Origin of the sequence: Paracnuella aquatica (assembly GCF_003332885.2) — a bacterium.
Classification (GTDB): Bacteria; Bacteroidota; Bacteroidia; order Chitinophagales; family Chitinophagaceae; genus Flavisolibacter; species Flavisolibacter aquaticus.
In genome coordinates this window covers 48,251-73,701 of the sequence record NZ_QOWJ01000002.1, presented here as the reverse complement: position 1 = coordinate 73,701, position 25,451 = coordinate 48,251, and the positions used below count along the sequence as shown (strand labels likewise).

Genomic DNA, 25,451 nt, shown 5'->3' with positions numbered 1-25,451 from the left:
AAATAAACAATGTCCCTTCCCCCTAATTAAGCGATACCAGGGAAACCCCGCAGTAATGCGGGGTTTTTCATTTTGAACCACAAAGGAACAAAGCAACAAAGAGGCACAAAGGAAAAAATGAAACACAAGTTGGGTATGTTGAAATAAAGCCCTCTTGAATTATCCAATGCAGGATACACTCACAATGCTCTCGATTGTCATGCTGAACTCGTTTCAGCATCTCCACACACTATCAAAAACTTTACATCATATCCTAGAGCAGCATTAAACAGCATTTGCAAAACGAATCTCTCTGTGCCTCTTCCCTTCTTCGTGCCTTCGTGGTTCAAAATTCCCACCGCAACCTCCTGTACCAAAATGCAGCCCCGAATGCTACCTTCGTAACCTATGGAGAAAAAACTATTTCTGCTGGATGCGATGGCGCTGATCTTCCGGGCTTACTATGCCCTGATCCGTAGCCCACGCGTTACATCGAAAGGAAAAAACACCAACGCACAATTTGGCTTTACCAATACCCTGATCGACCTCATCAACAACCAAAAGCCCACCCACATGGCGGTGTGTTTTGAGGGCGGCGAGCCGGTGGGGCGCACTTCCGATTTTGCCGATTATAAAGCCAACCGCCAAGAGGCTCCCGAAGATATTTCTGCGTCCATCCCCGACATACGCCGCATACTGGCCGCGCTGAATATTCCCATGATCGACAGCGCCGGCTTTGAAGCCGATGATGTGATTGGCACCCTCAGCAAGCAGGCCGAAGCACTGGGGTACGATGTGTACATGGTTACCCCCGATAAAGACTACGGCCAGTTGGTAACCGAAAAAGTAAAGATCTACAAACCGGGCTACCAGGGCGGCGATGCCGAGGTGCTGGGGCCGCAGGAAATTTGCGATAAATGGTGCATACAAAACGTGCAGCAGGTAATAGACATGCTGGGCCTGATGGGCGATGCCGTGGATAACATTCCGGGTATTGCAGGTGTGGGTCAAAAAACGGCTTGTAAACTTATTGGCGAATGGGGCTCACTGGAAGCCATACTCGAAAATGCCGACAGCATCAAAGGTGCATTGGGTGAAAAGATCCGTGCCGGCCGCGAGGCAGCCCTCATGAGCAAACGCCTGGCTACCATCATTACCGATGTGCCCGTAGCATTTCATGAAGAAGATTTCCGGTTGAAAGAGTGGAACAAAGAAGGGTTAAAAGAAATACTGGGCGAACTGGAGTTTCGCACCATTGGCCGCAGGCTGCTGGGCGAAGACGCATTTGAAAACGCCGCTCCGCGCAAAAGCCGCGGCGTACAGGCCGATTTGTTTAGTGCGCCAACAGACGCTACCACTAACGATGGTGATGAAAGCGAAGAAGCTGCCTTTACCGGCGCCCTGCGTACCGCCGCCGATACCGAACACAACTACGAGCTGGTGGAAAGTGAAGGTGAATTTGCTGCATTGCTCAACTCACTGGCAGGCGTAACCGAAATTTCATTTGACACCGAAACCACTTCCATTGATGCCAACCAGGCCGAGCTTGTCGGGCTATCATTTGCTATAAAACCGCACCACGGCTGGTATGTGCCGGTGCCTGCCAACAAAGCGGCCGCCAAAGAAGTACTGAACCGTTTTAAAGCCCTGTTTGCCGATCCATCCAAACTATGGATTGGGCAAAACCTGAAGTACGACATGCTGGTATTGAAATGGTATGATGTGGAACTGGTAGGCAAAAAGTTTGACACTATGCTAGCCCACTACCTGATTGAGCCCGAAGGCAAGCGCAGCATGGATTTGCTGGCCGAAAAATATTTACACTACAAGCCTATACCCATTGAAGAATTGATAGGTAAAAAGGGCAAGGGCCAAAAAACCATGCGGGACGTGGAGCTGGAGCAAATAAAAGAATACGCTGTTGAAGATGCTGATATTACGTTGCAGTTGAAACAGGTGTTTGCGCCGGAGTTGCAAAAAATGGAAGTGCAAAACGTGTTTGACGAAGTGGAAAATCCATTGGCGCCGGTGCTGGTAGATATGGAGTTTGAAGGCATCCGCATCGACATGCAGTTTTTGCAGGATTACTCCAAAGTGCTGGAAGATGCAGCCCGCAAACACGAAGAAGCGGTGTATGAAGCTGCTGGGGTAAAATTCAATTTGGGCTCGCCCAAACAACTGGGCGAAATACTGTTTGAGCACCTGAAGCTAGACCCCAAAGCCAAGAAAACAAAAACCGGTCAATATGCCACCGGCGAAGATGTGCTGACCAAACTGGCCACCGAACACAAAGTGGCCGACGACATCATGGCGTACCGCGAGTACACCAAGCTGCGCTCTACTTATGTTGATTCGTTACCGCAACTGATCAATGCAAAAACCGGCAGGGTGCATACCACTTTTGCGCAAGCTGTAGCCGTTACGGGCCGCTTGTCGAGCAATAATCCCAACTTGCAAAATATTCCCATCCGCACCGAGCGGGGCCGCGAAATACGCAAGGCATTTATTCCACGCGATGCAGAGCACATCCTGGTTTCCGCCGACTACTCGCAAATAGAGTTGCGCATTGTGGCTGCCATTTCCGGCGATGAAGCAATGAGCGATGCATTCCGCAAAGGCAAGGATGTACACACCGCCACTGCAGCCAAAGTGTACAACGTAGCCGAAGATGCAGTGACCAAGGAAATGCGCTACAAAGCCAAGAGTGTAAACTTTGGCATTGTGTACGGGCAAGGTGCATTTGGCCTGGCCGAAAACCTGCGCATCAGCCGCAGCGAGGCAAAAGAAATCATCGACAACTATAAGAAAGAATTTTCCGGCGTTACACGGTACATGGATGAGATGATACAGTTTGCACGCAAGCACGGTTATGTGCAAACGGTAATGGGCCGCAAACGCTGGCTGCGCGACATCAACTCGGCCAACTTTACGGTTCGTGGTTTTGCCGAACGCAACGCCATTAATTCGCCCATACAAGGCACCGCCGCCGACATGATCAAGTTGGCCATGGTGCGGGTGCACGCTGCATTTAAACAACATGGTTTTAAAAGCAGCATGGTGCTGCAGGTGCACGATGAACTGGTGTTTGATGTATGCAAAGACGAACTGGAAGCCGTGAAGCCCGTAATCCTTGATTGCATGCAATCGGCCATGGAACTGCCCAATGGCATCCCGGTGCTGGCCGAAGTTGGTGAAGGCAGCAACTGGCTGGAAGCGCATTAGAAGAGTCTATAGTTTATAGACTATGGTTTTATTTTCTACCATCCCACAACAACTGTTCATGAAAATTGCTGCATCGTTTTTCATCGGTACCCTTTTGCTGGCACAAGGTGCTTTAGGTCAAGCCGCCAATGGCCGGCGCTCTATTGATTTTGAAACCTACAATCCGCCTTCATCGCTGGTGGTGCCGGGCAAGGTGGTAACCAAAGCCAAGTTCCCGTTTATTGATGTACACAATCATCAATACAACATGCCCAACCAGGACTTAGTTGCACTGCTGCGGCAAATGGATACACTCAACATGAAGGTGATGGTAAACCTGAGTGGTCGCGGCTTCCGCAATACCAATGGTGTGTTTGATGTGAACGATCACCAGTACCTGGTGAGTGCTGTTGCCAATGCAAAAAAAGCAACGCCTAATCGGTTAGTAGTCTTCACCAATGTATCGTTTGCAGGTGTGGGCGAAAAGGGCTGGGCCGATAATGCAGTGGCCCAACTGGAAGCCGATGTAAAGGCCGGCGCCAAAGGCCTGAAAGTGTATAAAAACTTGGGCTTTTCGTTTAAAGATACCGATGGTAAAATGCTGCGGGTTGATGATCCAAGGCTCGACCCGGTTTGGGCTGCATGCGGCCGGCTGGGCATCCCGGTGTTGATACACACCGCCGATCCGAAACAGTTTTGGGATGATACCGACGACCACAACGAACGACTGCTGGAGTTGCTGACCAACCCTGGCCGAAAACGCAGCGATACCGATCCTGCGCCCTGGGCCGACCTGATCCAGCAACAGCACAACATCATCAAGCGGCACCCGAAAACCAACTTCATTGCAGCACATTTTGGCTGGTACCCCAACGACCTGGCACACCTGGGCACCCTGCTCGATGCCATGCCCAATATGTATGTGGAATTTGGCGCTGTGATTGCCGAACTGGGCCGCCAGCCACGCATGGCCAAACAGTTTTTTAACAAATACCAGGACCGCATTTTGTTTGGTAAAGACAGTTGGGTGCCGGCCGAATACGCTACTTACTTCCGGGTGCTGGAAACAGAAGATGAATATTTTCCATACCACAAAAAGTACCACGCATTCTGGCCCATGTATGGCATGGGCTTAAGCGATGAAGTATTGAAAAAAGTGTATTACAAAAATGCTTTAAAGCTGATACCGGGGCTGGATGCATCGCTGTTTCCAAAATAACCCTGCTGATTGTTCGTTAAGATATAAGTAAGCATTACAACTAGATACCATACAGATACATAAATAGCAGCAAAAACCTTTAACTATTACAGATTATAATGAAAACGATCAGAGAAATATTTTACGAACATGACGGTAAGCTTATTCATAAATGGGATCATTATTTCGAAATCTACGAACGGTACTTTGCAGCATATAGAGGACAGCGGATAAACATTTTGGAGATCGGCATTTCGCATGGCGGCTCCATACAGTTGTGGAAAAAATACTTTGGTGAACAGGTGCATATTTATGCCATCGACATCAACCCAGATTGTAAAAAACTGGAAGAAGAGAATACCACCATTTTCATCGGTTCGCAAAGCGACCCGGACTTTTTACAACAAGTAAGTGCACAGATGCCCGAACTCGATATCATTATTGATGATGGCGGGCATACCATGATACAGCAAAAAACATCTTTTGAACAGTTATATTTGAAGGTGAAGTAAGGCGGGCTGTACATTGTGGAAGATACCCATACATCTTACTGGCACGAGTTTCATGGCGGGTATAAAAACAGCAAAAGCTTTATTGAGTATTCAAAAAACCTGATTGACTCTTTGTACGATGGGCATATCAACGACAACCGAAAAATCAGGGTTGATGAGATTACCAAAAACATTCATTCAATTGCTTTCTACGACAGTATCGTTGTATTTGAAAAGAAGCGCCGCGAACCGCCATTCCATATTCAAAAAGGCCACGATACCATTACACCAATGGTTGATCCAACGTTGAAAAAAGAAACTGTTGTAATGAAAGTAAAAAAGAAAGTACTCGGCAAAAAAACACACAGCTTCTGGCAAAATAGCAAAGGGAAAATTTAGTTAGAGAAGGCACTACTAAGTGCCTTTTTTCATTTAATAGGAATGCGCAATGTTGTCAAACTTTTTAGCTGGTGCCCCACGTAATGGGACGCTAAAGCCCCTAATTGTTGTTACAAAATTGGCTTTGCCCAATCTGTTACAGCAATCGTTAAAAATCACCCAATCGGTAAAAAGTGCCATCTTACCGGTGTAAAGTGCCACCCTTTCCGCAGGTTCATTGGTACCTTTGCGTAGTAAACAGAAATGGCTATGGCAAAGGCTTCCATTCCGGTGTACGATATTTGTACCATTGATCAACGGTCGCAAAAAGACCTGTTGATTGAGCGGTTTGGCGCCTACCTGCACAAGCATTACCAAAACCTGCACCTGCCGCACCGCCATTCTTTTTTTCACCTGGTGCTGTTTACTTCGGGCCGCGGCACACACACCATCGACTTTGAACAGTTTACCGTAAAGCCGATGCAGATCTATTTTATGGTTCCCGGCCAGGTGCACAGCTGGCATTTTGAAAAAGGCGTAGATGGCTTTATTGTACATTTCAACGAAGCCCTGTTTTCCTCGTTTTTACACAACAGCCGCTACCTCGACCAGTTTTCATTTTTCAGCGGCAATGCAACCGCCGGTGTTTGCCAGTTGCCGCAGGCGTTGCAGCCGCAAGTGGTGGCTTTGTTCGAAGGCATGCTTGCCGAACTGGCAACGACCAATGCACAACACATCGACATCATCCGCTTAAAATTGCTGGAGCTGTTCATCACCATCGACCGTAATTGTGGTGGCAAAAAAGCGAGCAGCGTGCCGCGGCAAAAGCAAATGTTGCTGCGCAATTTTCAGCAACTGATCGACCAGCATTTCCGCACCATCAGGCTGCCCAAAGAGTACGCGGATCTGCTTTACGTTACGCCCAATCACCTCAATGCACTGTGCCAGGATCTGTTGGGCAAAACCGCCGGTGAGCTGATTCGCGACCGCATTTTGCTGGAAGCAAAAAGGCTGCTCACCAATGCATCAATGACCGTTACCGAAATTGCCTACGACCTCAACTTCCAGGACAATTCTTATTTCAACCGCTTTTTTAAAAAAAATGCAGGTGTTACACCTGAGGCGTTCCGGCAAACATTTTTAAACCAAATAAATTAACGTCCTATGTGCGCACAAAACCTCGATCATAAACCCAATTTGGTATGGAGCATTTTGCAATCGAAATGCACCCGCTGCAGAAGGGGCGATATGTTTCAATACAAAAATCCGTACAACCTAAAACACACCATGAAGATGCACGAAAGCTGCCCCGTTTGCGGCCAGCCGCTTGACATGGAACCCGGGTTTTACTATGGCACCAACATGATCAGTTATGTGCTGGCAGTGCTGTTCAGCGTGCTCACTTTTGCGCTGTGGTGGCTGCTCATCGGGTTCAGCCTGCAGGACAGCCGCTTTTTCTGGTGGATTGGCGTGAATGCTGTTTTGCTGGTGGCATTGCAGCCGCCGCTGATGCGCATATCCCGCACCGTTTGGCTCTTATTTTTTGTGCGCTACAGTGCCAACTGGCACAAGGGCGATGTGGTGCTGCAATACAACGTAAACAAAGAGCAGCAAAACAACTGGTAGCCGCTGCTGTGCACCCTTGCATTCTATTTTTTAATACGGAACACGATGAAAAACTTTTTGAAAATGCTGGCACGTAGCCAGGCCAATTTTGTTCACCTGGCCCGTGTAGCCATCTTTATTGTAATGGTTTGGATTGGTGGGTTAAAAGCGTTTCAATACGAGGCTGATGGCATTGTGCCTTTTGTGGCCAACAGTCCGCTCATGAGTTTTTTTTATACCAAAAAAGCGCCGGAATACAACCAATATAAAAACCCCGAAGGCAAGACCGTTCAGAAAAATATTGACTGGCACCGGGCAAACGGCACTTATATTTTTTCGTATGGCTTGGGAGCAGTTATTATCATCATTGGCATCATTACGTTGATGGGCATCTGGAATGCAAAACTGGGTGTAATTGGTGGCCTGCTTACGTTTGGTATGTCGGTGGTTACGCTTTCATTTTTAATTACCACACCCGAAGTATATGTGCCCAACCTGGGCGGTGATTTTCCTACGCCGCAGTACGGCTTTCCATACCTGTCGGGTGCCGGCCGGCTGGTGATCAAAGATGTGATCATGATGGCCGCAGGTTTGATCTGTGCATCTGATTCTGCACGACGGTTATTGAAAAGGTATTGATCAAAACAACATGTGTAAATGATGGTGGAACGGTGTGCAGGATAATGTGCTGCCTATTTCATTAATGGCAATCATGCAGACCATTACTCTGTACCGGCTCAAGCGATTGCGTTAAATTGTTGGTACCTAACAACAGCGGTATTATTCCGTGAATAAAGTTTCCTGTTGATGCCGCTGTACAACAACCCACACTTGTATGGTCAAAACTCATTTCAATATACAGGGCCTTACCGACGAAAAGGTATTGGTGCAACGAAATAAGTTTGGCCGCAACACGCAGGAACATCGAAAGGAAAATCGGTTGCTCAACACCGTGAAAAGCCTGGCAAAGGAACCGATGGTAGTGCTCCTGCTGGTTGCCGCTACCATACATTTTATCAGTGGCGAAATTGGTGATGGTATTTTCCTAGCAGCAGCCATTATCCTGGTGGCCGCCATTTCGCTGTACCAAGATTCGCGGAGCCGCATGGCGCTGGAAAAACTGCAAGCCTTTACACAACCCATGTGCACCGTTATCCGCAACGGCCAGCAGCAAGACATTGTAAGCGCCGACTTAGTAGTGGGCGACAACCTAATTGTTTCGGAGGGCACCGCCATTGCAGCCGATGGCGCCATTATTCAATCCAACGATTTTTCGGTCAACGAGTCCATACTCACCGGCGAATCGTTGCCGGTGGCGAAAGATGCTGCGCAGGAAGACCATTTAGTGTACAAAGGCACTACGGTTGCCAGCGGCTTGGCCATTGTTGAAGTTACGGCCATTGGCGATGCAACGCAACTGGGTAAAATTGGCAAAAGCCTCGAAGATATTGGTGACGAAAAAACACCGCTGGAGCTGCAGATCAATCATTTTGTACAACGCATGGTGGTGATTGGCGTTGTGGTGTTTTTGGTTGTTTGGGGCATCAATTATTTCCAAAGCCGGCAAGTGCTCGATAGCCTGCTCAAAGCACTCACACTGGCCATGAGTATTTTGCCTGAAGAAATACCGGTTGCGTTCACCACGTTTATGGCCATTGGTGCCTGGCGGCTGATGAGGCTGGGCATTGTGGTGAAGCAAATGAAAACAGTGGAAACACTGGGCAGCGCTACTACCATTTGCGTGGATAAAACCGGCACCATCACCGAAAACAAAATGCGGCTCGCTAAAGTTTTTTCGGTTGAATCGGGGAGGATAGCCGATCCTGAAAAAGAGCTGAACGCAGATGAAATGGCCTTGGTTGAAGTGGCCATGTGGGCCAGCGAACCCATACCGTTTGATGCCATGGAACTGGCGCTGCACAGCGCCTACGCCAACCTGCCTACGCCCGACCAGCGACCACAGTTTCAAATGCAGCACGAGTACCCATTGAGTGGCAAACCACCCATGATGACGCATGTGTTTGGCAATGCACAAGGGCAGCGCATCATTGCCGCCAAAGGTGCGCCGGAAGCAATATTGGCGGTAAGTCATCCAAATGCAGAAGTGCAACAAAAAGTATCAGATGCCATCGAAACATTGGCGGCACAAGGCTACCGGGTACTGGGTGTGGGGCAAAGTTTTTTTGAAGGCGAAAGCTATCCCGAAAAGCAACAGCAACTGCCTTTTGTATTCAAAGGACTCGTGGCATTTTACGATCCGCCAAAGGCAAATATCGGTGCCGTGCTAAATGATTTTTATACCGCCGGCATTGCTGTAAAAATCATTACCGGCGATAATGCAGCCACCACTGCAGCCATTGCGCAGCAAATAAATTTCAGAGGCCACGAGCATGCACTTACCGGCGATGAGTTGATGCAACTTTCGCAGGATGAGTTGCAACAAAAAGTGGCCAGCACCAATATATTCAGCCGCATGTTTCCCGATGCAAAACTCCGCATCATCAATGCACTAAAGGCCAACCGAGAAATTGTGGCCATGACCGGCGATGGCGTGAACGATGGGCCTGCGTTGAAAGCGGCGCATATTGGCATTGCCATGGGTAAAAAAGGAACCGAAATAGCAAGGCAGGCCGCATCGCTGGTGCTGCTGGAAGATGATCTATCGAAAATGGTGGATGCGGTGGCTATGGGCCGCCGCATTTATACCAACCTCAAAAAGGCCATTCAATACATTATTTCCATACACATCCCCATCATCCTTACGGTGTTTATTCCGTTGGCATTGGGCTGGGTGTATCCCAATATTTTTTCACCGGTGCACATTATTTTCCTCGAGCTGATCATGGGGCCCACCTGCTCTATTGTGTTTGAAAACGAACCGATGGAAGCCAATACTATGACGCAGCCACCGCGGCCATTTACCAATACTTTTTTCAATGCAAAAGAACTGGCCACCAGCATTGTGCAGGGCTTGGCCATTACCGCAGGCACGTTATACGCATACCAGTACGCAGTGGGGCATGGGTTAGATGAAGCGCAAACCCGCACCATGGTATTTACGGTCCTTATTGCCGCCAATATTTTTCTTACACTTGTCAACCGGTCTTTTTATTATTCTGTTGTTACCACGCTGCGCTACCGCAATAACCTGGTGCTGCTGATCATTGGTGGCACTGTGGTGCTCACTGCTTTGTTGCTGCTGGTGCAGCCGCTCACCAACTTTTTTGAATTTGCGCCGTTGAGTAAAAGCCAGTTGCTGGTGTGTATCGTTACCGGCTTTGTTTCGGTGATTTGGTACGAGCTGGTAAAAGGGATCAAGCGGCTGCGGCAACCGAACGGCGTGCAACCGCAGACATCATTTGCAACAACTCGCTAATCTGCGCATACAGGTAGCCGTTAGCCTAAATACTTTCTTCGGATGCGCACTACCCGCACTTTTATACTGTCGTAAATAAGGGCCACAATAAGCGTGGCCACAGCCAGCAGCAAAATATGATTGCCTGCAATTGTATAGCCCAGCCCGCCCGCAATGCCGCCTAAGAAAAAGCAGCAAATGATGGTCAGCCGCAGCCGGATGGATGCCCACAGTTTTTGTTGCTGTTCGGGTTTTGTATAAAAAAATACCTGCGACAACTCAATGCCCAGGTCGGTGAAGAGGCCGGTAAGATGCGTGGTGCGCACCACTGCATTGGACAAGGATGTTACCAGTGCATTTTGCAGGCCCATGGCAAACAGCAGCAGGCAGGCAATGGCATCGGCATGTTGCAGCACCAGCGCCGGATGCAGCAGCGCCACAAAGGAAAGGATGGTTATTTCAATGGCAACCGGCACTGTATTTACCAGCCGCGCATTTTTACCTGAAATAAGCTCCACCAGCAGGTTGGAGCAAAAAGCGCCCAGGAAAAAAGCAAGGATATAGAGCAGGTAAATGAGTGCCTGTCCAAAATGCTTTTGCGACATTTCATCGGCAAAGAATGCAAAGTGGCCCGTAACGTTGGTGGTAAGCCGCTGCACGGCAAACAAGCCACTTACATTTACAATGCCAGCCACAAATGAAAGCAGGGAAGCCAGTTTCAGGTTGTGCGCCAGGGTTCTGCTTTTGCCTTTGTGCCGAAACATAACTGCTTTTATTAAAGGTAATGGAAGGCGAGGAGCAACAGGTGCAAAGCTACTGCATACATCAGCCCAACAGCAATCCTTGCATCGAGTATATCATGTAAAAAGAAAAGGCCACCTGTTGCAGGCGGCCTTTGGGTTGTTCCTCATAAAGCAAATAAGATAGCATGCGTTGTTGTTGGCCGGTGCGTTTTATTTATCCAATAACATTGTTGCAATAACATGGTGCAAATGGAACATGCTTAAAAAAAACAGGATAGCCCGAAGGCTATCCTGATGTAGAAGAAAAACACATGAGGCGGTTAGAAGCCTACTACTGCTTCAATTACGTATCCGTTGAACTTGCCACCGTAGCGGATGTCAGTGGGTTTGAAATCATTGTATTTCTGGATTACATACTCGCCTTTCAGCAGCACGTTGTTGGTCAGGAACCATCCGGCAGCCAGTGAAGTGCGGTTGATGTTTACTTTTTCAGTGTAGCCAGGCAACTCTGAGTTTACAGTGTTGTAGCGGGCAGCCACATAAACATTTTCGCGGGCACCAAGGCGGTAAAGACCTTCAACAGCGGTTTGGTTCATGGTGCGCTTGTCAAGATCAGCAATGATGCCTTTGGTAGCATCGCCAGCGTTACCAGCGTTACCTTTAGCAGTTTCGTAAGTTCCAAAGAATTCGAGGCCACCATATTTTACAAATCCGTTCAACATCACAGCCTGTACGTTTCTCGAAAAGTTGGGAGTGAAACGGCCGGTGGTAAAGCCTTGTGCAGCAGCGGGCTCCAGTGCACCCCAGTACCAAGAACCTGCGCGGTCACCGGCATACAGTACGTTGCGCTGAGATTTGTTATTGATGTAAGCAGAACCGGTGAAACGTACACGGGCTTTGCCTACGTTTTTATCAATACCTGCTTTAAAATAAACTGCAGGATATTTAGTAGAGTCGCCGCTTCCGTCACGTGCTTGTTTGCCTATAGAAGAGTTGATGGTACCATTGGTTACACCTACCATACCAAACACTCCTTTTTTCTGCAGGTAGATTTCACCGCCTATTTCAGTAGAGAAGGCATCAGCGATCAGGTTTTCACCAAATGGATTGTAAATGCCCTGGCCTGCATCCGAGCGGCGGAAGTGCTGGTCGCCATAGTTAATTTCCATGTGACCGATCTTGATGGTTGCATATTCCATCAGCTTGTTAAAGAACGGTGTATTGAAGGGCAGTTTGTCGAACTGGATGTACCCACCTTTTACCCAGGCTTCATTGTGGTGACGGGTAGAAAGATACGTAGTCAGGTCCAAGCGAATGCCATCGGCCAGTTGTACGTCGGTAATCAGGTTGGCCATGGCCAGGTTAAAACCAGGTCCCATTTTGTACAAAGGCACACTGCTTTTTGTTCTGTGGTCTAGGTTCTGATATTGTTGGGTAAAACCGGCACCGAGGCGTAAGCGAAGACCCTGGAAAGGAATGGTGTCGTGTTCTTTTGTGGTTTCAAATACATTGATGCCTGTTTTATCTTTTGGTCTCCAGAAAGAAGGACGTCCATAATACTCACGGTCGCTTTCTTTTGTTGCTTCTTGAGCAGTAACAGCAGTTACACTTCCCAGCAGCGCTGCAGCCATTACGATGCGGGAGATTTGATTGAGTTTCATAAAAAATGTTTTAGCAGATGTGTTTTTAATTGGTGCGTGTCCGGTTCGTGTTATATTATTTCAAGGTTACATTGAAGTTGATCGCGATGTCGTCGCCGGTGGTTACCGAGCCAAACATGAAGGAGGGTGGCTCCACTTTATAATCGGTCATTTTCAATTTTTTGATGCCAGTGATCGACAAGGTTTTGTCGGGGTTCACTTTGAGGGTTGCTACCAGGTCAGTTTCGCGGCTGGTGCCTGCAATGGTCATTTTGCCAGTGCATTTAACGGTGTAAGTGTTGGCGCCGGAAGGAGCTACAGTAGCATTGGTAGAGGTAAACGAAATGTTGCGAGCCGATGAAGTTTTCAGCGCTTTGTAAGCGTTCTTATCCATGGCGCCTTTACCGCTTTTCAGGCTTTCGGCAGGGATGGAAAAAGAAAGCGTTGCAAGATCAACCAGGCCGCCGGTAGCATTGGTGGCAAAGCTGGCTTCAATGGCAGTTTGTTTAGAAGTCATTTCCCAATCGTGCATGGTAGAAGTACCTTTTACCGAGATGTTGCCGGCTGCTGCAGTAAACTTAGACTGGGCCATAGTGAGCAGCGGAGCAAGGAATAAAACAGCGAGTATTAATTTGGGTGAGGTGAAGAACTTTTTCATGGTATTATGTTTTTCTATGACACAAAGATGGTCTGCTGAAATCCGCCCCACTGTGAGTTGCGTCAAAACATGCGGTGATTTAAAACATATCACCGGGTAGCTTTAATTGTTTCGGGCAATGACAAAACCGCGCTGGCGCAGTTTTGCCGCATTGCCCCCCTCATTACTAATGTGTTGTGGTTAAAACATTTGCCCGCCCATGCCATAACATAAAGGCAAAGCAAAGTGGGAAATAAAAAAGCCCGGCGGTACGCCGGGCTCTAAAAAGTTGGTCTTTATAAGTAAATGGTGTGGTGCCTTATGGCTGTGCGCCGTGCGGCTGGCTCCATAGCCTGAAGAAATAGCGCAGCAAAAATAAAAAGGAAATAAAGGCAATGGCGTAAAAAACAAAATGGTACCACAGCCAGCCATTTGCTACCAACGCCAGCTTAAAATAAAAACCTGCAGTAGCCACACAAAACATCCACAACAGCCCCATGCTGAAGGTGGACAGGATTTTCAGGAAATAGCGTTTTACCTCCGGGTCCATGGTTTATTATTTTAGCACTTAAAACAACAATCAGCTGCAAGTAAAAGTTGGTATGCTATTACAAAGAATACTCAATAACTGAAGAGCATAATGCTATGGTCTAAGCACTCTTCAATTGGTCGATTTTTATTTAGTACTTCAAGTTAGTGCAATGCGCTCATTTACTAAGTGCTTGATTCAAGAAGTCGCCTGCGATAACCGAATCATTTTTATAGATTGTAAAATCCTCAATTTTATTCAGTGCAATATTCACACTGTCTCCAAACTGCAAATATTTCACTTTGATCGCGTCATTTCCAAGGGTGCCGAATGCTGTATCCTTTAGTATCGAATAAACGTCAACCCACATATGTTCCGTTCCGTTTTCGTCGGTGAAGCTTGCTTTTATATAAAAGTCAAGGCTGTCGTGCCTTTGGCTAAAAATGCTTGTAAATGTTGCCAGTTCAGCTTGTGCCTTGCTAACAGAATATAGATAAGCTTGGTCTGTTGTACGAATAGCTCTGGTGTTACTGTCTTGTTCCCATTTATATTCAGTAGTAGCGTTCCTGTCCTCACAAGAAAATAATAATCCTAAAAGCAAAATAAATAGCAGTGCCTTTTTCACTGGACTAAAAAGGATATTTAAATTAAACCTCATCAACAAATTTTGATGGGACTATTTACTCAATTATCGAATATTCATTTAAGGTATCAGCAATGAACGGAACGCCACTGAGTCGCCGTTGAAGACATTAAAATCCACCCGGCTGCGGATGCCGTTTACCCGCCCTTTTTCGCTGTGCTGCCACATTACCCAGCTGCGGCTAATTCGGGGCTGGTGCGCTTCCAGGTAGTGGGCTACCCACAGCGGGTACGCATCAAAAAAGCCCTGCAGGTAATTTTTGTAAAAATCTACATTGGTATAAATAATGGGCTTTACGCCGGTGGCCCCTTCCACGGCATCGAGCCATGCGGCCACTTGTTTGCGCAGCTCAAAAGCCACCACGCCGTTGGTGGTTTCCACATCCAGCACGGGCGGCAGGTCGCCGGTGGTAAACTTTACCTGTTTCAGAAAATTCTCCGCCTGCTTTTTTCCATCGCGGGTAGCAATAAAAAAATGGTAGGCACCGCGGGTAATGCCGGCTTCCTTGCTTTTGCGCCAGTTGCGTTTAAACTGCGGATCCACGCGGCTGGTGCCTTCGGTGGCTTTGATGATGGCAAAAGAAAGTTTTACATCCTGCACCTGCATATCCCGCACGGCCGTCCAATTGATGCGTTCCTGGTACCGCGATACATCGATGCCGTGAATAGAATAGCGGGCCGGCAGGGCAATGCCAAACTCGGGGTAGCGCACAAACTGTATATCGCGGGTGCTGCGCCACTGCCAAAACACCCACGCCAAAAAGCCCAAGGCGGCAAGCGCCATGAGCAGGGCAAAAATGGGCACCAAGCGGTTGTTCTTACGCTTTTTGGGGGGCATGGGTGCAATACTACGTTGAATATCGAACAGACGAACAAGGAACAGGTGAACAGAGGAAGCAGAGGGAAAGAATGTCGAACAAGGAACAGATGAATGTTAAATGACGAAGGGGAACAGCCAATGATTGAGGAATTATGAATGATGAATCATGAGTTATGAATTGGTTTGCTGGTCAATCGAAAGGTAAAATTCATTTTCCCGCACAAGGAAAGCCATCATAAAGTAAAATGTGGGCATAGCCCACACCTGTTGGTAGCAATAGTTTTAACCGGTACAATAATTTGGGCGTAGCCCAAACCCGCGCTTTAAATTATTTTAGGAATAAACATCCGTTTACAGGGTTGATCTACGATCAACCGGTAAATTGAAATAATGATTGTAGTGCTACCAACGGCCTTGGACTACGCCCAAGAATACTATGCTGTAATAGTTCACCGCACCGCAACCCAATAATTAATAATTCATAATCAATAATTCATCATTCCCCTTCGTCATTCAACTGTTCCTTGTTCGACATTCTTTCCCCGCGCTTCGTTGCACAATCGCTAAAATAGACCAAAATCAGGCGGGGGTACATGGCGGCGGCTGTACTTTTGCGGCATGAAAACGTCCCGTTCTTCCCGCCCGGTAGCGGTATGGCTCCTGGTTGGTGTGTTCATGATCATGGTGCAAATTGTATTGGGCGGCATTACCCGCCTTACCGGTTCGGGGCTGTCCATTACCGAGTGGGACGTAATTACCGGCACACTGCCGCCGCTCAACGAAACGCAGTGGCTGGCCGAATTTGACAAATACCGCCAAACGCCGCAGTTCCGCCTGCTCAACTTCGACTTTGGCCTGAGCGATTTTAAATTCATTTATTTCTGGGAGTGGTTTCACCGCCTTTGGGCCCGCCTCATCGGCGTGGTGTTTGCCATTCCGTTCCTCATATTTTTAGCGCAGCGCCGTTTTAGCAAAGAAATGGTGCGGCCGCTGGTGGTGCTGTTTATATTGGGCGCTTTGCAAGGTGCCGTGGGTTGGATCATGGTGGCATCGGGCCTCACCGGCGATGCGGTGTATGTAAAGCCTACGCGGCTGGCAGCCCATTTTGTGCTGGCGCTGGTGCTGCTGTTTTATACATTTTGGGCTGCGCTAAAATTGCTGGTGCCGCAGCGCCAACTGGTGGTTGCGCCCAGGCTGAAAAATTTCACCGTTGCCATTATTGCATTGTTGTTTGTGCAACTCGTATACGGTGCACTCATGGCCGGGCACAAAGCCGCTTCGGCTGCACCCACCTGGCCCGATATCAACGGCAGCTTCATACCCGATTATATTTTCATCAACCCGCACGGCCTCATTGGTTTCATCGACGATCCCATCATGGTGCATTTTGTGCACCGTAGCCTGGCTTACCTGTTGGTGGCCCTCATCGTTGCATGGACGGTGCAGGCATGGAAGCAACGGGCCACGCCACTGTTTGCAACGGTGCGCTGGCTGCCACTAATTTTTGCATTGCTGCAAACCACGTTGGGCGTGCTTACAGTGCTCACCAGCATCGGCATCAGTGCGGGTAAATGGAACGCTTTTGAATGGATGGCGCAACTGCACCAGGTTGTTTCGTTTTTCCTGCTGATGTCGCTGGCAATGGCGGCTTATGTGCTGCGCAAAAAACCGGTTGCTGCTGTTGGTGGTCAGGCCACTCCAAGTGGCCAGACCACCAACACCGCGGTGCCGCAGCAACACACATTTTAACTTTCCTGTTTTCATTGATACCTACCCCGTGGCCCGGCATTTTGTAGTAAATTAGAAGAACCTACAAGCCGCCACCCATGGACTATCTCAGAGGTATATTTTACTCACTTCCGGTGCAACTGGTGTTTTTGCATTTTCGTAAATACCAGTTGCTGCTTATTTTCTGGCTCATACTTTTTGCAACGGTTGGCGGCAGCTTTTTAAAAATGATGGGCGCCGATGCGCTGTTTTTGGCACCCGAATATCTGGGCGATGTAAATGCACTCAGCGCCGGCATCATGGGCATGTCCATTGGTGTGTTCATCATGTGCTGGAACATCACCACATTCATCCTGTTCAGCAGGCATGTGCCGTTCCTTGCGGCAACGCAATATCCTTTCTTCAAGTACTGCATCAACAACAGCATCATCCCGGTTGCCTTTATCATTTATTACCTCGTTAAAACCATCTTGTTTTTACACCACAAAGAGCTGGTGCATTGGGTGGAGATCCTCTTTATATCAGTGGGATTTATTACCGGTCTGTTGCTTACTCTTGCCTTATCGTTTTTTTATTTTTTTGGTGCGGATAAATCCATCCTGCGCCGGCTGCAGCCGCTTTTTAAAAGTGCTACAGAATTAGTATCACAACTGCAGCCCGAAACTGCACCCAAAACAAATGCACTGATCCGGCCCGAGTGGTTTCTTACCTCCTTCAATTCTGTGCGCCGCTGCCGCGATGTATCGCACTACTCCGAGGAGTTGATGAGCAAGATTTTCAAGCGGCACCATTTCGCTGCAGTGGTGTCAATCATGGTCACCATTTGCTTTTTGATCCTCATTGGTTTTTTCCTCGAGTATGCGCTGTTTCAATTGCCTGCCGGTGCATCCATCACGCTGCTGTTTGCGGTAATGATTGGTGCCACCGGCGCTATTGCTTATTTTTTTCAAAGCTGGAGTGTGCCCGTGCTGTTGCTGCTCCTTTTGGGGTTAAATGCGTTGTATAAAAACGACATCATTGATCCGCGCAATAAAGCATATGGCCTTAGTTACAACAACGAAGATGAGTGGCCCGAATACGGCCGCGAATGCCTCGACTCGATGGCCAGCTCGCAGCACCGCGAAGCGGATTACCGCAATATGGAAACGGTGCTGAACAACTGGAAGGTGCGGCAGGGCGAAGAAAAGCCACTGTTGGTGCTGATTGCTACCAGCGGTGGTGGCAACCGCAGCGCCACATTTACCATGAACACGTTGCGCGGGCTGGACTCGGTAACCGGCGGCCGCATCATGCGCAATACGGTGCTGATATCAGGTGCTTCGGGCGGCATGATTGGTGCCGCTTATTTCAGGGAATTGTACCGGCAGAAATTGCGTGGCGCTCCTATCAATTTGCAAAGCCGCCGCTATGTAGAGAACATTTCTAAAGACCTACTCAACCCGATATTTTCATCACTGGTGGCCCGCGATGTATTTGCTCCGGCGCAGTACTTCAACATCGGTCCCTATCGCTACATCAAAGACCGTGGTTTTGCATTTGAAAATAAATTGAACCAAAACACTGGTGGTATACTCAACCGCCAGTTGCGCGACTATATTAAAGACGAACATGAGGCCGTGATACCGATGATGTTTTTTCATTCGCTCATCAACCGCGATGCAAAAAAGTTCATCATCAGTACACAGCCGGTGCGTTTTATGATGCAGCCAGTAGGCGATAGTCTTGCAGCCGGCAATGTCGATGTAGTCGACTTTGTACAGTTTTTTTCGGGGCAGGATCCATACAGTTTGCGCATGCTTACGGCACTGCGCATGAACGCCACTTTTCCCATTGTGATGCCATCGGTATGGCTGCCCTCCAAGCCGGTAGTGGATATTATGGATGGCGGCTTGCGCGATAATTTTGGCGTGGAAAATAGCCTGCGTTTTTTAACAGCCATGAACAATTGGATTAAAGAAAATACGCGTGGTGTGTTGCTCATTCAAATACGCGATCGGCAGGCCGGCGGATGGGAAGACCCGCTGGAGTTAAAAGGTTTTGCCGATCATACCATCAAGCCCATTGTGCTGCTGCAGCATAACTGGAGCGATATGATGGAGTATTTTCAAAACGACATGTATTCGTATTTCGTAGCAGGTAATGGTTTTCCCATCAACCGCGTCGTGTTTCAATACGTATCGGATGCAACGAAAGAAAAAGCAGCCCTTAGTTTTCACCTGACGCGCAGCGAAAAAAAGAACATCGAAGAAGCTTTGCATGCACCAGTAAACCGTGCGGGTTTTGAAAAAGTAAAAGCTTTGTTTGGAGCAGCGCCAGACGTGAAACGTGACTCGTCAATGGTGAGTGGTGAATAGTGGGCGTGAAATGTCAAACGTCAAACGTGAATGGGAATAGTGAATGGTAAAAAATAATTACCAAATAGTGTTCAACAGCTACAAATCATTTTTTCACTAAACTTCGTGCTACTGCTTACCCTTCGTGTCTTCGTGGTTCAAAAAATCTTCCCCTTCACATTTCACGTTTCACGACATTGCCCATTCACCATTCACGCCCATCACATCCCCGCCGGGTAAATCAACTGAAAAGCCCCCGGGATCACTTCCACATCCAGCACTGAAGCGGTTTCGGCAGGATCGCCGTCAATATGTAGGGGCGCACTACCGGTGTTGTGTATGCGCAATTTATCGGTTTGGAAATACAGCACACTGGCATCGGCACTGATTTGCTCCACGCTTTGCAATTGGGTGCGGCCACTGATCTGTAGCAAGGTTTGCAGCAACACGCTCCACTTGCTTTGCCGCAGCATGATCACCACATCCAGCAAGCCATCGTGCAGCGAGGCGCGGGGCGCAATGGTAAACTGGTTGCCAAACTGGTTGCTGTTGGCAATGGAAATAAAGTACGCATCAAACTGCAGGCTGCTTTGGCCATGCTCCAGTTCAAACGGGTAGGTGCCGCAACTCCAAAAACCTGCAATGATCTTTTGCACATACGTGGTGAGGCCGCGTTTGCCGGCGTTGGCAAAATCGTGGGCTACCTGCGCATCAAAGCCCAGCCCGCTGAGCATGCAGGCAAAACGACCAGCAATATAGAATGCATCGGTTAGCTGCGGCGTGCCGCTAACAATTACATCCAGCGCTGTGGGCAGGTTGCGCGATATGCCGGCACTCAGGGCCAGCCCATTGCCCGAGCCCATGGGCAGCAGCCCAAACGGCAGGCCGTGGTGGCGCATGCCCTGCACCACGCTGTTGATGGTGCCGTCGCCGCCGCAAATAATGATCTCCGAATAGTTGCCGATCTCGTTGTCCAGGTAGCTGTAATCGCCGGAGGCCACCGTGGGGCGGATTGCATAAGAAAGACCGGCGGCTTCCATTTTTTGCCGGATCAGCTCCTGCAGGCCTGCTTTGCTGGCTGTGCCGGAAATAGGGTTGATGAGAAAAAGAAGGTGGCGCGGCATGCGGTAAGTTAATGCGCAATATTAGGAAAATGCGTTTGCGCTTGTGCGGCCGGTTTCGGACCAGCAATTACCCCGTCATTGCGAGGCGCATTCGTCACGCCGTATTCAAACGAATCTTATGCGCCGAAGCAATCTCCTCCCGAAACAGACTTCATTTTAAATGATTGACGACATTTCTTATTAACGCAGGAGATTGCTTCGGCGCACAAAATTTATTTTGGAATGGAGTTTATTCGGCGCCTCGAAATGACGGTAAAGGGCGCACTAAGCACAATTGCTCCGTCATGCAACAAAGGGAATGATTGTAGTTTTGTTTTCGAAAATGTGTTTTTGCCGCATGCATAAAATGAACGATTCTTAATAAGATACGCCAGTTAAACAGGACGCTATAGCTTCACCCCAAACCCTCAAATGAGCACCACCGGTAAATACCTGATCATTATTGGCGCCGTCATCATTATTGTCGGGCTGCTGTTTTACCTGCTCGGCGATAAACTCAATTTCCTCGGCCGCCTGCCCGGCGATATCCGGGTGGAACGCGACAATTTCCGCTTTTATTTCCCCATTACCACCATGATTCTGCTGAGCCTGCTCCTTTCCTTGGTGCTGCAACTCATTAAAAAGTTTTTGTAAACTCCGCCACCGCGGCCGTTTCCCGGCCGGAAACGCCTACCTTTGCGAACTCTTTAAAACAAGCAGCAAGTTTTAAGCTACGAGTGGTGGGAAAAGCTTTTCTCGTAGCTCATAACTCAAATCTCGCAGCTCTACTCTACTTATGGACATCAGAAACATTGCAATCATTGCTCACGTTGACCACGGAAAAACCACCCTCGTCGACCGTATCCTCCACACTACAAAAGTGTTTCGCGACAACCAGGAAACCGGCGACCTGATCATGGACAACAACGACCTGGAGCGGGAACGCGGCATCACCATTTTTTCGAAAAATGCGGCCGTAACCTATAAAGGCGTAAAAATAAACGTAATTGACACCCCGGGCCACGCCGACTTTGGCGGCGAAGTGGAGCGGGTGCTGAAAATGGCCGACGGCGTGATCCTGCTGGTGGATGCCTTTGAAGGCCCCATGCCCCAAACCCGTTTTGTACTGCAAAAAGCACTGGCCCTTGGCCTGAAGCCGATTGTAGTGATCAATAAAGTGGATAAGCCTAACTGCCGCCCCGACGAAGTACACGACGCGGTGTTTGAGCTGTTCTTTAACCTCGACGCCTCTGAGGAGCAACTGGATTTCCCAACCTTCTACGGTTCGGGCAAAAACGGCTGGTTCAACAGCAGCCTGGAGCAGTCGGAAGATATTACTCCGCTGATGGACGGTATTTTGCAATACGTACCAGAGCCTAAAATTGCCGAAGGTGCACTGCAACTGCAGGTAACTTCGCTGGATTACTCTTCTTTCCTCGGCCGTATTGCCATTGGTAAAGTGGCCCGCGGTTCTATCAAAGAAGGCCAGTCCATTATGCTCCTGCAGGCCGACGGCAGCAGCCGCCGCCAGCGGGTAAAAGAGCTGTATGTGTTTGAAGGCATGGGCAAAAAGAAAATTTCGGAAGTTTTTGCCGGCGACCTGTGCGCCGTTGTGGGTATTGAAGATTTCAACATTGGCGATACTATTGCCGATGCCGATAACCCCGAAGCACTGCCCGTAATTTCGGTGGATGAGCCTACCATGAACATGATGTTCTCCATCAACAACTCGCCGTTTTTTGGTAAAGACGGTAAGTTTGTTACCTCCCGCCACCTGCGCGACCGCCTGGTGAAAGAAACTGAAAAGAACCTGGCCCTCCGCGTGGTAGACACCGACAGCGCCGACTCGTTCCTGGTTTATGGCCGCGGTATTCTGCACCTGGGTGTACTGGTTGAAACCATGCGCCGCGAAGGCTACGAACTGACCATTGGCCAGCCGCAGGTAATTGTAAAAGAAATTAACGGTGTAAAAAGCGAGCCGTTTGAAACCTTGGTGGTAGATGTGCCGCAGGAGTATGCTTCGAAAGTAATTGACCTGGTTACCCGCCGCAAGGGCGAAATGCATGTGATGGAAACCAAGGGCGACATGCAGCACCTAGAGTTTGAAATTCCTTCGCGTGGCCTGCTGGGTTTGCGTACGCAAATGCTGACCAACACCGCCGGCGAAGCCGTGATGAACCACCGCTTTAACGAGTACAAGCCCTGGAAAGGACCCATCCCCGGCCGCAACAACGGTGTGATGATTGCCAAAGAAGCCGGTACTACTACCGCTTACTCCATCGACAAGCTGCTGGACCGTGGTTTCTTCTTTGTTGATCCGGGCGAAGAGGTGTACAAAGGCATGATCATTGGCGAAAGCAACAAGCCTGGCGATATGGTGGTTAACCCCAACGAAGGCAAGAAGCTGACCAACATGCGTGCCTCCGGCTCCGATGGTACCGTAAGCCTGCCGCCCAAGCGCCAATTGTCGCTGGAAGAGTGTATGGAATACATTCAGCAGGATGAGTGCATTGAAGTAACCCCCAACTTTATCCGGATGCGCAAAGTGATGCTGGACGAAAACGACCGCATCCGCGCCGCCAAGCAAATGAAGTCGGAAGCGATTTAAATAGCCGAATAATTTATAGTAAAGCCGCCGGGTTATCCGGCGGCTTTTTTTGTGCCAGACCATTTTATCAGATACTTACCAAAGGTTTTGTTAGCATAATATATCTGCACCATTCATATTAATAGGTTACCTTACAGGAATTCTCCCAAAGTTCGTGGTGCACATTCCAACCCACTTCCTACCCGGTTTCCATTGTTGCAGCAACTTTCTCTGAATACTATTACCAATAAATAAGATACATCCCGGTAAAATGCCGTGTGGATACAGGCGCCGAAATTCTTTTTGTCAAAAAAAGCGGGTGCCTGCTGAATAATAGTTTAAAAAATACATTATGAAAAAGATCATGTACGCAATCTTTCTTTTTGCCCTGACGCTTACAGGCACCACAGCGTTTGCACAGGTATATAAAACGATAGAAGATACCGCTAAACTAAACAAAGAGTTTACTGAAGTAAGCAACGATATTGCTACCCTTACGGCAAAACTTACTGTAGCACAAAACAACATGCCGGGTTATCGCGCTAAAGCCAACTCTGCTGATGCAAACGCGCAGGATGCAGCCATTTCCAGCAGCAACCAAGCCGACAAAGCCACCACCAAGGGCGGAGTAAAAGAAGCCCGCAAGGCAAAACGTGAGGCCAAAAAATCTTATCGCGAGGCAAAGGATGCACGATCGGCCAACAAGGACATCGGCGACCAGGATGATAAGATTGCTTCACTCAAAGGCCAGCTGGCCAAAAAGCAAGAGCGGCTGGACCAACTAACAGCTATGCGCACTGCTATTGGTGTGCAGTATCCGCAGCAGTGATCGGCAAATTAATAAACGCAATCCTTGCCAGTAATGCTGATTGGACTGCATCACTTTTTACCGCACCACTCATCTTGTTTTAAAAAAGAGGTGTTATAAAATATTAACCATGTCAGAGGTACAACCGCAGGGCCTGAACGATGCACTAATCAAGCATTTGGGTTTGAAGCCAGCCAGCAAATCCATCAACGCACAGATTGCACCCAACGCCAGGGTATTTGAATATCCGGCTATGGACAATGTGTACCTGATGGAAAGCGACCTGTATGGCAATGAAATGCCGGAGGGCTCCCTGTTTCTTGCCTTTGATGGGCATTCGGGCATGGCAGGCAAACATATTAAGATTGAAACATTGCAAAACAGTAGTGTGGAAGATGTCCGTAAAATGGTAGCCGACAACGATTCTGGTTGAATAATGCGATGAATATTTGTAGCAGGCCGCCATTTATAAAGCAACAGGTAAACCCCTGTTGCTTTTTTTGTGCAGGCTATTATAAGGGTTGATTGCAGCTTAGTTGTTGCTGCTCCTTTCCACTCCACTTTAAACAATGCTGCAAAATATCCGGTGTGCAATTCCGTTTATCATGGGCTGCCTTTGGCCGCAACTTTGCATTTTTACACCCATGACCCGTATGATCGCCATTATTGCCCTCTTTGTACAGCTCGTATCCTGCCAGGAACTGGATCGTTTTATACCCAAAGACACCACCACCGATACCACCGAACGGCCCCGAACTTACTCCTACGCCTGCCTCGACAGCGCAGTGAGCGGCAACCGCGTTAACCGCACCCTGGGCCGTGCCGGCGACCTGATTCGCGATATTGCGGTGAATGAAAACAAGATCACCGACGAAGTGCAAAGCGAATATGGGGCAACCTTTCACCAGCAAATGGTGGTGGAGCAAAAAGAGTTTGTGCTGCTGAAAGATGCCGCGGTGCAAGGCCGCCTGCAAACGGCTCTCGACAAGCTGCTTGCGGCGCGGACCCGGCCTTCCAAAATTGACTACCATATTTATGCGCTGAAAGACACGGCCATCAATGCTTTTACTTTTGGCGGCCGCATTTATGTAACGCAGGGCATGCTGCGCAAAATAGGCAACAACACCTCGCTGTTGTATGCCATCGTCGGCCACGAAATTGGCCACTCCGAAGAAGGACACATCAAAAAAACCATCCAGGACCTGCAACTGACAAACAACATTTTTGGCGAAGCCAACGCCGGTTTTGCACTGCAGGTAATGAAGCTGATCACCGCATCGTTTAACCAGAAAAATGAGCTGGAAGCCGACTACTACGGCGTGGAGCTTACCCACAGGTTGCAGCAGGAAGTTTGTTCGGCCGTAAAATTTTGGCGCGAAATGGCCAGCAACGAAAACCGCTACAGCCAGGTGGAGGATTTTTTCCGAACCCACCCGTTCTCAGGGCTGCGGGCCCAATGCCTTGAAGACCACATCATGGCCAACTTTGGCACCTCCTGCGGCGAAAACCGCAAAGGCGTGCTGCCGCAGGTGGAAGAAAAGCCCGTTTTGAAGTAAAAAGTAAAAATTCAAAAGGCAAAACGGGCTGCTCCATTTTTGCCTTTTGAATTTTGCCTTTTGAATTTCCCAAAGGCAAATACCATTCGCCTCTTTTCCCCACGCAGTTCATCATCCA

General features: G+C 48.6%; 22 protein-coding genes. 15 read left to right on the top strand and 7 right to left on the bottom strand.

The genetic code is table 11. The features are described 5' to 3' along the window. Positions 1 to 387 precede the first annotated feature (387 nt). The 8 genes from polA (at position 388) to DRJ53_RS05010 (ending at position 10,228) form a co-directional block, all read left to right on the top strand. Positions 388 to 3,201: a DNA polymerase I gene (gene polA / locus DRJ53_RS05045; protein ID WP_114234520.1), complete on the top strand. Its 2,814-nt coding sequence runs from the start codon at positions 388 to 390 to the stop codon at positions 3,199 to 3,201. Between the two features lie 58 nt (positions 3,202 to 3,259). Continuing rightward, the gene (locus DRJ53_RS05040; RefSeq protein WP_114234519.1) at positions 3,260 to 4,399 is read left to right on the top strand and encodes an amidohydrolase family protein; all 1,140 of its coding nucleotides are present in this window, start codon (positions 3,260 to 3,262) and stop codon (positions 4,397 to 4,399) included. A 98-nt stretch (positions 4,400 to 4,497) separates the two neighbouring features. Continuing rightward, entirely contained in the window at positions 4,498 to 4,890 is a 393-nt protein-coding gene (locus tag DRJ53_RS05035; RefSeq protein WP_123893372.1) for a hypothetical protein, read from the top strand. Between the two features lie 15 nt (positions 4,891 to 4,905). Then, positions 4,906 to 5,268 (top strand): hypothetical protein, encoded by a 363-nt coding sequence (locus tag DRJ53_RS05030; protein ID WP_114234517.1) that lies wholly within the window; start codon positions 4,906 to 4,908, stop codon positions 5,266 to 5,268. A gap of 249 nt (positions 5,269 to 5,517) precedes the next feature. Next, a complete protein-coding gene (locus DRJ53_RS05025) occupies positions 5,518 to 6,405 on the top strand; it encodes an AraC family transcriptional regulator (RefSeq protein ID WP_114234516.1) in 888 nt (295 codons plus the stop codon). Positions 6,406 to 6,411: 6 nt separating this feature from the next. Continuing rightward, the gene (locus tag DRJ53_RS05020) at positions 6,412 to 6,873 is read left to right on the top strand and encodes a DUF983 domain-containing protein (protein WP_114234515.1); all 462 of its coding nucleotides are present in this window, start codon (positions 6,412 to 6,414) and stop codon (positions 6,871 to 6,873) included. A gap of 45 nt (positions 6,874 to 6,918) precedes the next feature. Next, positions 6,919 to 7,491, top strand: a complete 573-nt coding sequence (locus DRJ53_RS05015; RefSeq protein ID WP_114234514.1) for a DUF417 family protein — start codon at positions 6,919 to 6,921, stop codon at positions 7,489 to 7,491. 196 nt (positions 7,492 to 7,687) lie between these two features. Beyond that, on the top strand, positions 7,688 to 10,228 hold the full coding sequence (locus tag DRJ53_RS05010) for a cation-translocating P-type ATPase (RefSeq protein WP_114234513.1): 2,541 nt from the start codon (positions 7,688 to 7,690) through the stop codon (positions 10,226 to 10,228). A gap of 20 nt (positions 10,229 to 10,248) precedes the next feature. On the opposite strand, the gene DRJ53_RS05005 is transcribed toward DRJ53_RS05010, so the two are convergent. The 6 genes from DRJ53_RS05005 to DRJ53_RS04980 form a co-directional block, all read right to left on the bottom strand. Continuing rightward, positions 10,249 to 10,971: a YoaK family protein gene (locus DRJ53_RS05005; RefSeq protein WP_114234512.1), complete on the bottom strand. Its 723-nt coding sequence runs from the start codon at positions 10,969 to 10,971 to the stop codon at positions 10,249 to 10,251. Positions 10,972 to 11,270: 299 nt separating this feature from the next. After that, positions 11,271 to 12,611, bottom strand: a complete 1,341-nt coding sequence (locus DRJ53_RS05000) for a hypothetical protein (protein WP_206609722.1) — start codon at positions 12,609 to 12,611, stop codon at positions 11,271 to 11,273. Positions 12,612 to 12,666: 55 nt separating this feature from the next. After that, positions 12,667 to 13,248: a YceI family protein gene (locus tag DRJ53_RS04995; protein ID WP_114234511.1), complete on the bottom strand. Its 582-nt coding sequence runs from the start codon at positions 13,246 to 13,248 to the stop codon at positions 12,667 to 12,669. A gap of 298 nt (positions 13,249 to 13,546) precedes the next feature. Next, a complete protein-coding gene (locus DRJ53_RS04990; RefSeq protein WP_114234510.1) occupies positions 13,547 to 13,777 on the bottom strand; it encodes a hypothetical protein in 231 nt (76 codons plus the stop codon). A gap of 157 nt (positions 13,778 to 13,934) precedes the next feature. Further along, on the bottom strand, positions 13,935 to 14,381 hold the full coding sequence (locus tag DRJ53_RS04985; protein WP_162303804.1) for a DUF2314 domain-containing protein: 447 nt from the start codon (positions 14,379 to 14,381) through the stop codon (positions 13,935 to 13,937). 78 nt (positions 14,382 to 14,459) lie between these two features. Then, complete coding sequence (locus DRJ53_RS04980) at positions 14,460 to 15,236, bottom strand: glycoside hydrolase family 25 protein (protein WP_114234508.1); 777 nt, start codon at positions 15,234 to 15,236, stop codon at positions 14,460 to 14,462. Positions 15,237 to 15,836: 600 nt separating this feature from the next. Between DRJ53_RS04980 and DRJ53_RS04975 the strand changes: the two genes are divergently transcribed. Continuing rightward, positions 15,837 to 16,967, top strand: coding sequence for a COX15/CtaA family protein (locus DRJ53_RS04975; protein WP_114234507.1), 1,131 nt, complete (start codon positions 15,837 to 15,839; stop codon positions 16,965 to 16,967). 77 nt (positions 16,968 to 17,044) lie between these two features. Next, positions 17,045 to 19,300 carry a patatin-like phospholipase family protein gene (locus tag DRJ53_RS04970; protein ID WP_114234506.1) on the top strand — a complete coding sequence of 752 codons (2,256 nt, stop codon included), beginning with the start codon at positions 17,045 to 17,047 and terminating at the stop codon, positions 19,298 to 19,300. 200 nt (positions 19,301 to 19,500) lie between these two features. Here DRJ53_RS04970 and DRJ53_RS04965 read toward each other — a convergent pair whose 3' ends face one another. Next, positions 19,501 to 20,403, bottom strand: coding sequence for a diacylglycerol/lipid kinase family protein (locus tag DRJ53_RS04965; protein ID WP_114234505.1), 903 nt, complete (start codon positions 20,401 to 20,403; stop codon positions 19,501 to 19,503). Between the two features lie 411 nt (positions 20,404 to 20,814). Between DRJ53_RS04965 and DRJ53_RS04960 the strand changes: the two genes are divergently transcribed. The 5 genes from DRJ53_RS04960 (at position 20,815) to DRJ53_RS04940 (ending at position 25,333) form a co-directional block, all read left to right on the top strand. Next, on the top strand, positions 20,815 to 21,036 hold the full coding sequence (locus tag DRJ53_RS04960; RefSeq protein ID WP_114234504.1) for a DUF2905 domain-containing protein: 222 nt from the start codon (positions 20,815 to 20,817) through the stop codon (positions 21,034 to 21,036). Positions 21,037 to 21,178: 142 nt separating this feature from the next. Then, on the top strand, positions 21,179 to 22,990 hold the full coding sequence (gene typA, locus DRJ53_RS04955; protein ID WP_114234503.1) for a translational GTPase TypA: 1,812 nt from the start codon (positions 21,179 to 21,181) through the stop codon (positions 22,988 to 22,990). A 331-nt stretch (positions 22,991 to 23,321) separates the two neighbouring features. Further along, positions 23,322 to 23,798: a hypothetical protein gene (locus tag DRJ53_RS04950; protein WP_114234502.1), complete on the top strand. Its 477-nt coding sequence runs from the start codon at positions 23,322 to 23,324 to the stop codon at positions 23,796 to 23,798. 109 nt (positions 23,799 to 23,907) lie between these two features. Then, positions 23,908 to 24,210 (top strand): hypothetical protein, encoded by a 303-nt coding sequence (locus DRJ53_RS04945; protein ID WP_114234501.1) that lies wholly within the window; start codon positions 23,908 to 23,910, stop codon positions 24,208 to 24,210. Positions 24,211 to 24,421: 211 nt separating this feature from the next. Continuing rightward, positions 24,422 to 25,333, top strand: coding sequence for a M48 family metallopeptidase (locus DRJ53_RS04940; RefSeq protein ID WP_162303803.1), 912 nt, complete (start codon positions 24,422 to 24,424; stop codon positions 25,331 to 25,333). Positions 25,334 to 25,451: the final 118 nt, after the last annotated feature.

Coding starts and splice junctions, on each gene's coding strand:
- polA (WP_114234520.1), top strand. CDS start 388: ATGGAGAAAAAACTATTTCTGCTGGATGCGATGGCGCTGATCTTCCGG.
- DRJ53_RS05040 (WP_114234519.1), top strand. CDS start 3,260: ATGAAAATTGCTGCATCGTTTTTCATCGGTACCCTTTTGCTGGCACAA.
- DRJ53_RS05035 (WP_123893372.1), top strand. CDS start 4,498: ATGAAAACGATCAGAGAAATATTTTACGAACATGACGGTAAGCTTATT.
- DRJ53_RS05025 (WP_114234516.1), top strand. CDS start 5,518: ATGGCAAAGGCTTCCATTCCGGTGTACGATATTTGTACCATTGATCAA.
- DRJ53_RS05020 (WP_114234515.1), top strand. CDS start 6,412: ATGTGCGCACAAAACCTCGATCATAAACCCAATTTGGTATGGAGCATT.
- DRJ53_RS05015 (WP_114234514.1), top strand. CDS start 6,919: ATGAAAAACTTTTTGAAAATGCTGGCACGTAGCCAGGCCAATTTTGTT.
- DRJ53_RS05010 (WP_114234513.1), top strand. CDS start 7,688: ATGGTCAAAACTCATTTCAATATACAGGGCCTTACCGACGAAAAGGTA.
- DRJ53_RS05005 (WP_114234512.1), bottom strand. CDS start 10,971: ATGTTTCGGCACAAAGGCAAAAGCAGAACCCTGGCGCACAACCTGAAA.
- DRJ53_RS05000 (WP_206609722.1), bottom strand. CDS start 12,611: ATGAAACTCAATCAAATCTCCCGCATCGTAATGGCTGCAGCGCTGCTG.
- DRJ53_RS04995 (WP_114234511.1), bottom strand. CDS start 13,248: ATGAAAAAGTTCTTCACCTCACCCAAATTAATACTCGCTGTTTTATTC.
- DRJ53_RS04990 (WP_114234510.1), bottom strand. CDS start 13,777: ATGGACCCGGAGGTAAAACGCTATTTCCTGAAAATCCTGTCCACCTTC.
- DRJ53_RS04980 (WP_114234508.1), bottom strand. CDS start 15,236: ATGCCCCCCAAAAAGCGTAAGAACAACCGCTTGGTGCCCATTTTTGCC.
- DRJ53_RS04975 (WP_114234507.1), top strand. CDS start 15,837: ATGAAAACGTCCCGTTCTTCCCGCCCGGTAGCGGTATGGCTCCTGGTT.
- DRJ53_RS04970 (WP_114234506.1), top strand. CDS start 17,045: ATGGACTATCTCAGAGGTATATTTTACTCACTTCCGGTGCAACTGGTG.
- DRJ53_RS04965 (WP_114234505.1), bottom strand. CDS start 20,403: ATGCCGCGCCACCTTCTTTTTCTCATCAACCCTATTTCCGGCACAGCC.
- DRJ53_RS04960 (WP_114234504.1), top strand. CDS start 20,815: ATGAGCACCACCGGTAAATACCTGATCATTATTGGCGCCGTCATCATT.
- typA (WP_114234503.1), top strand. CDS start 21,179: ATGGACATCAGAAACATTGCAATCATTGCTCACGTTGACCACGGAAAA.
- DRJ53_RS04950 (WP_114234502.1), top strand. CDS start 23,322: ATGAAAAAGATCATGTACGCAATCTTTCTTTTTGCCCTGACGCTTACA.
- DRJ53_RS04945 (WP_114234501.1), top strand. CDS start 23,908: ATGTCAGAGGTACAACCGCAGGGCCTGAACGATGCACTAATCAAGCAT.
- DRJ53_RS04940 (WP_162303803.1), top strand. CDS start 24,422: ATGACCCGTATGATCGCCATTATTGCCCTCTTTGTACAGCTCGTATCC.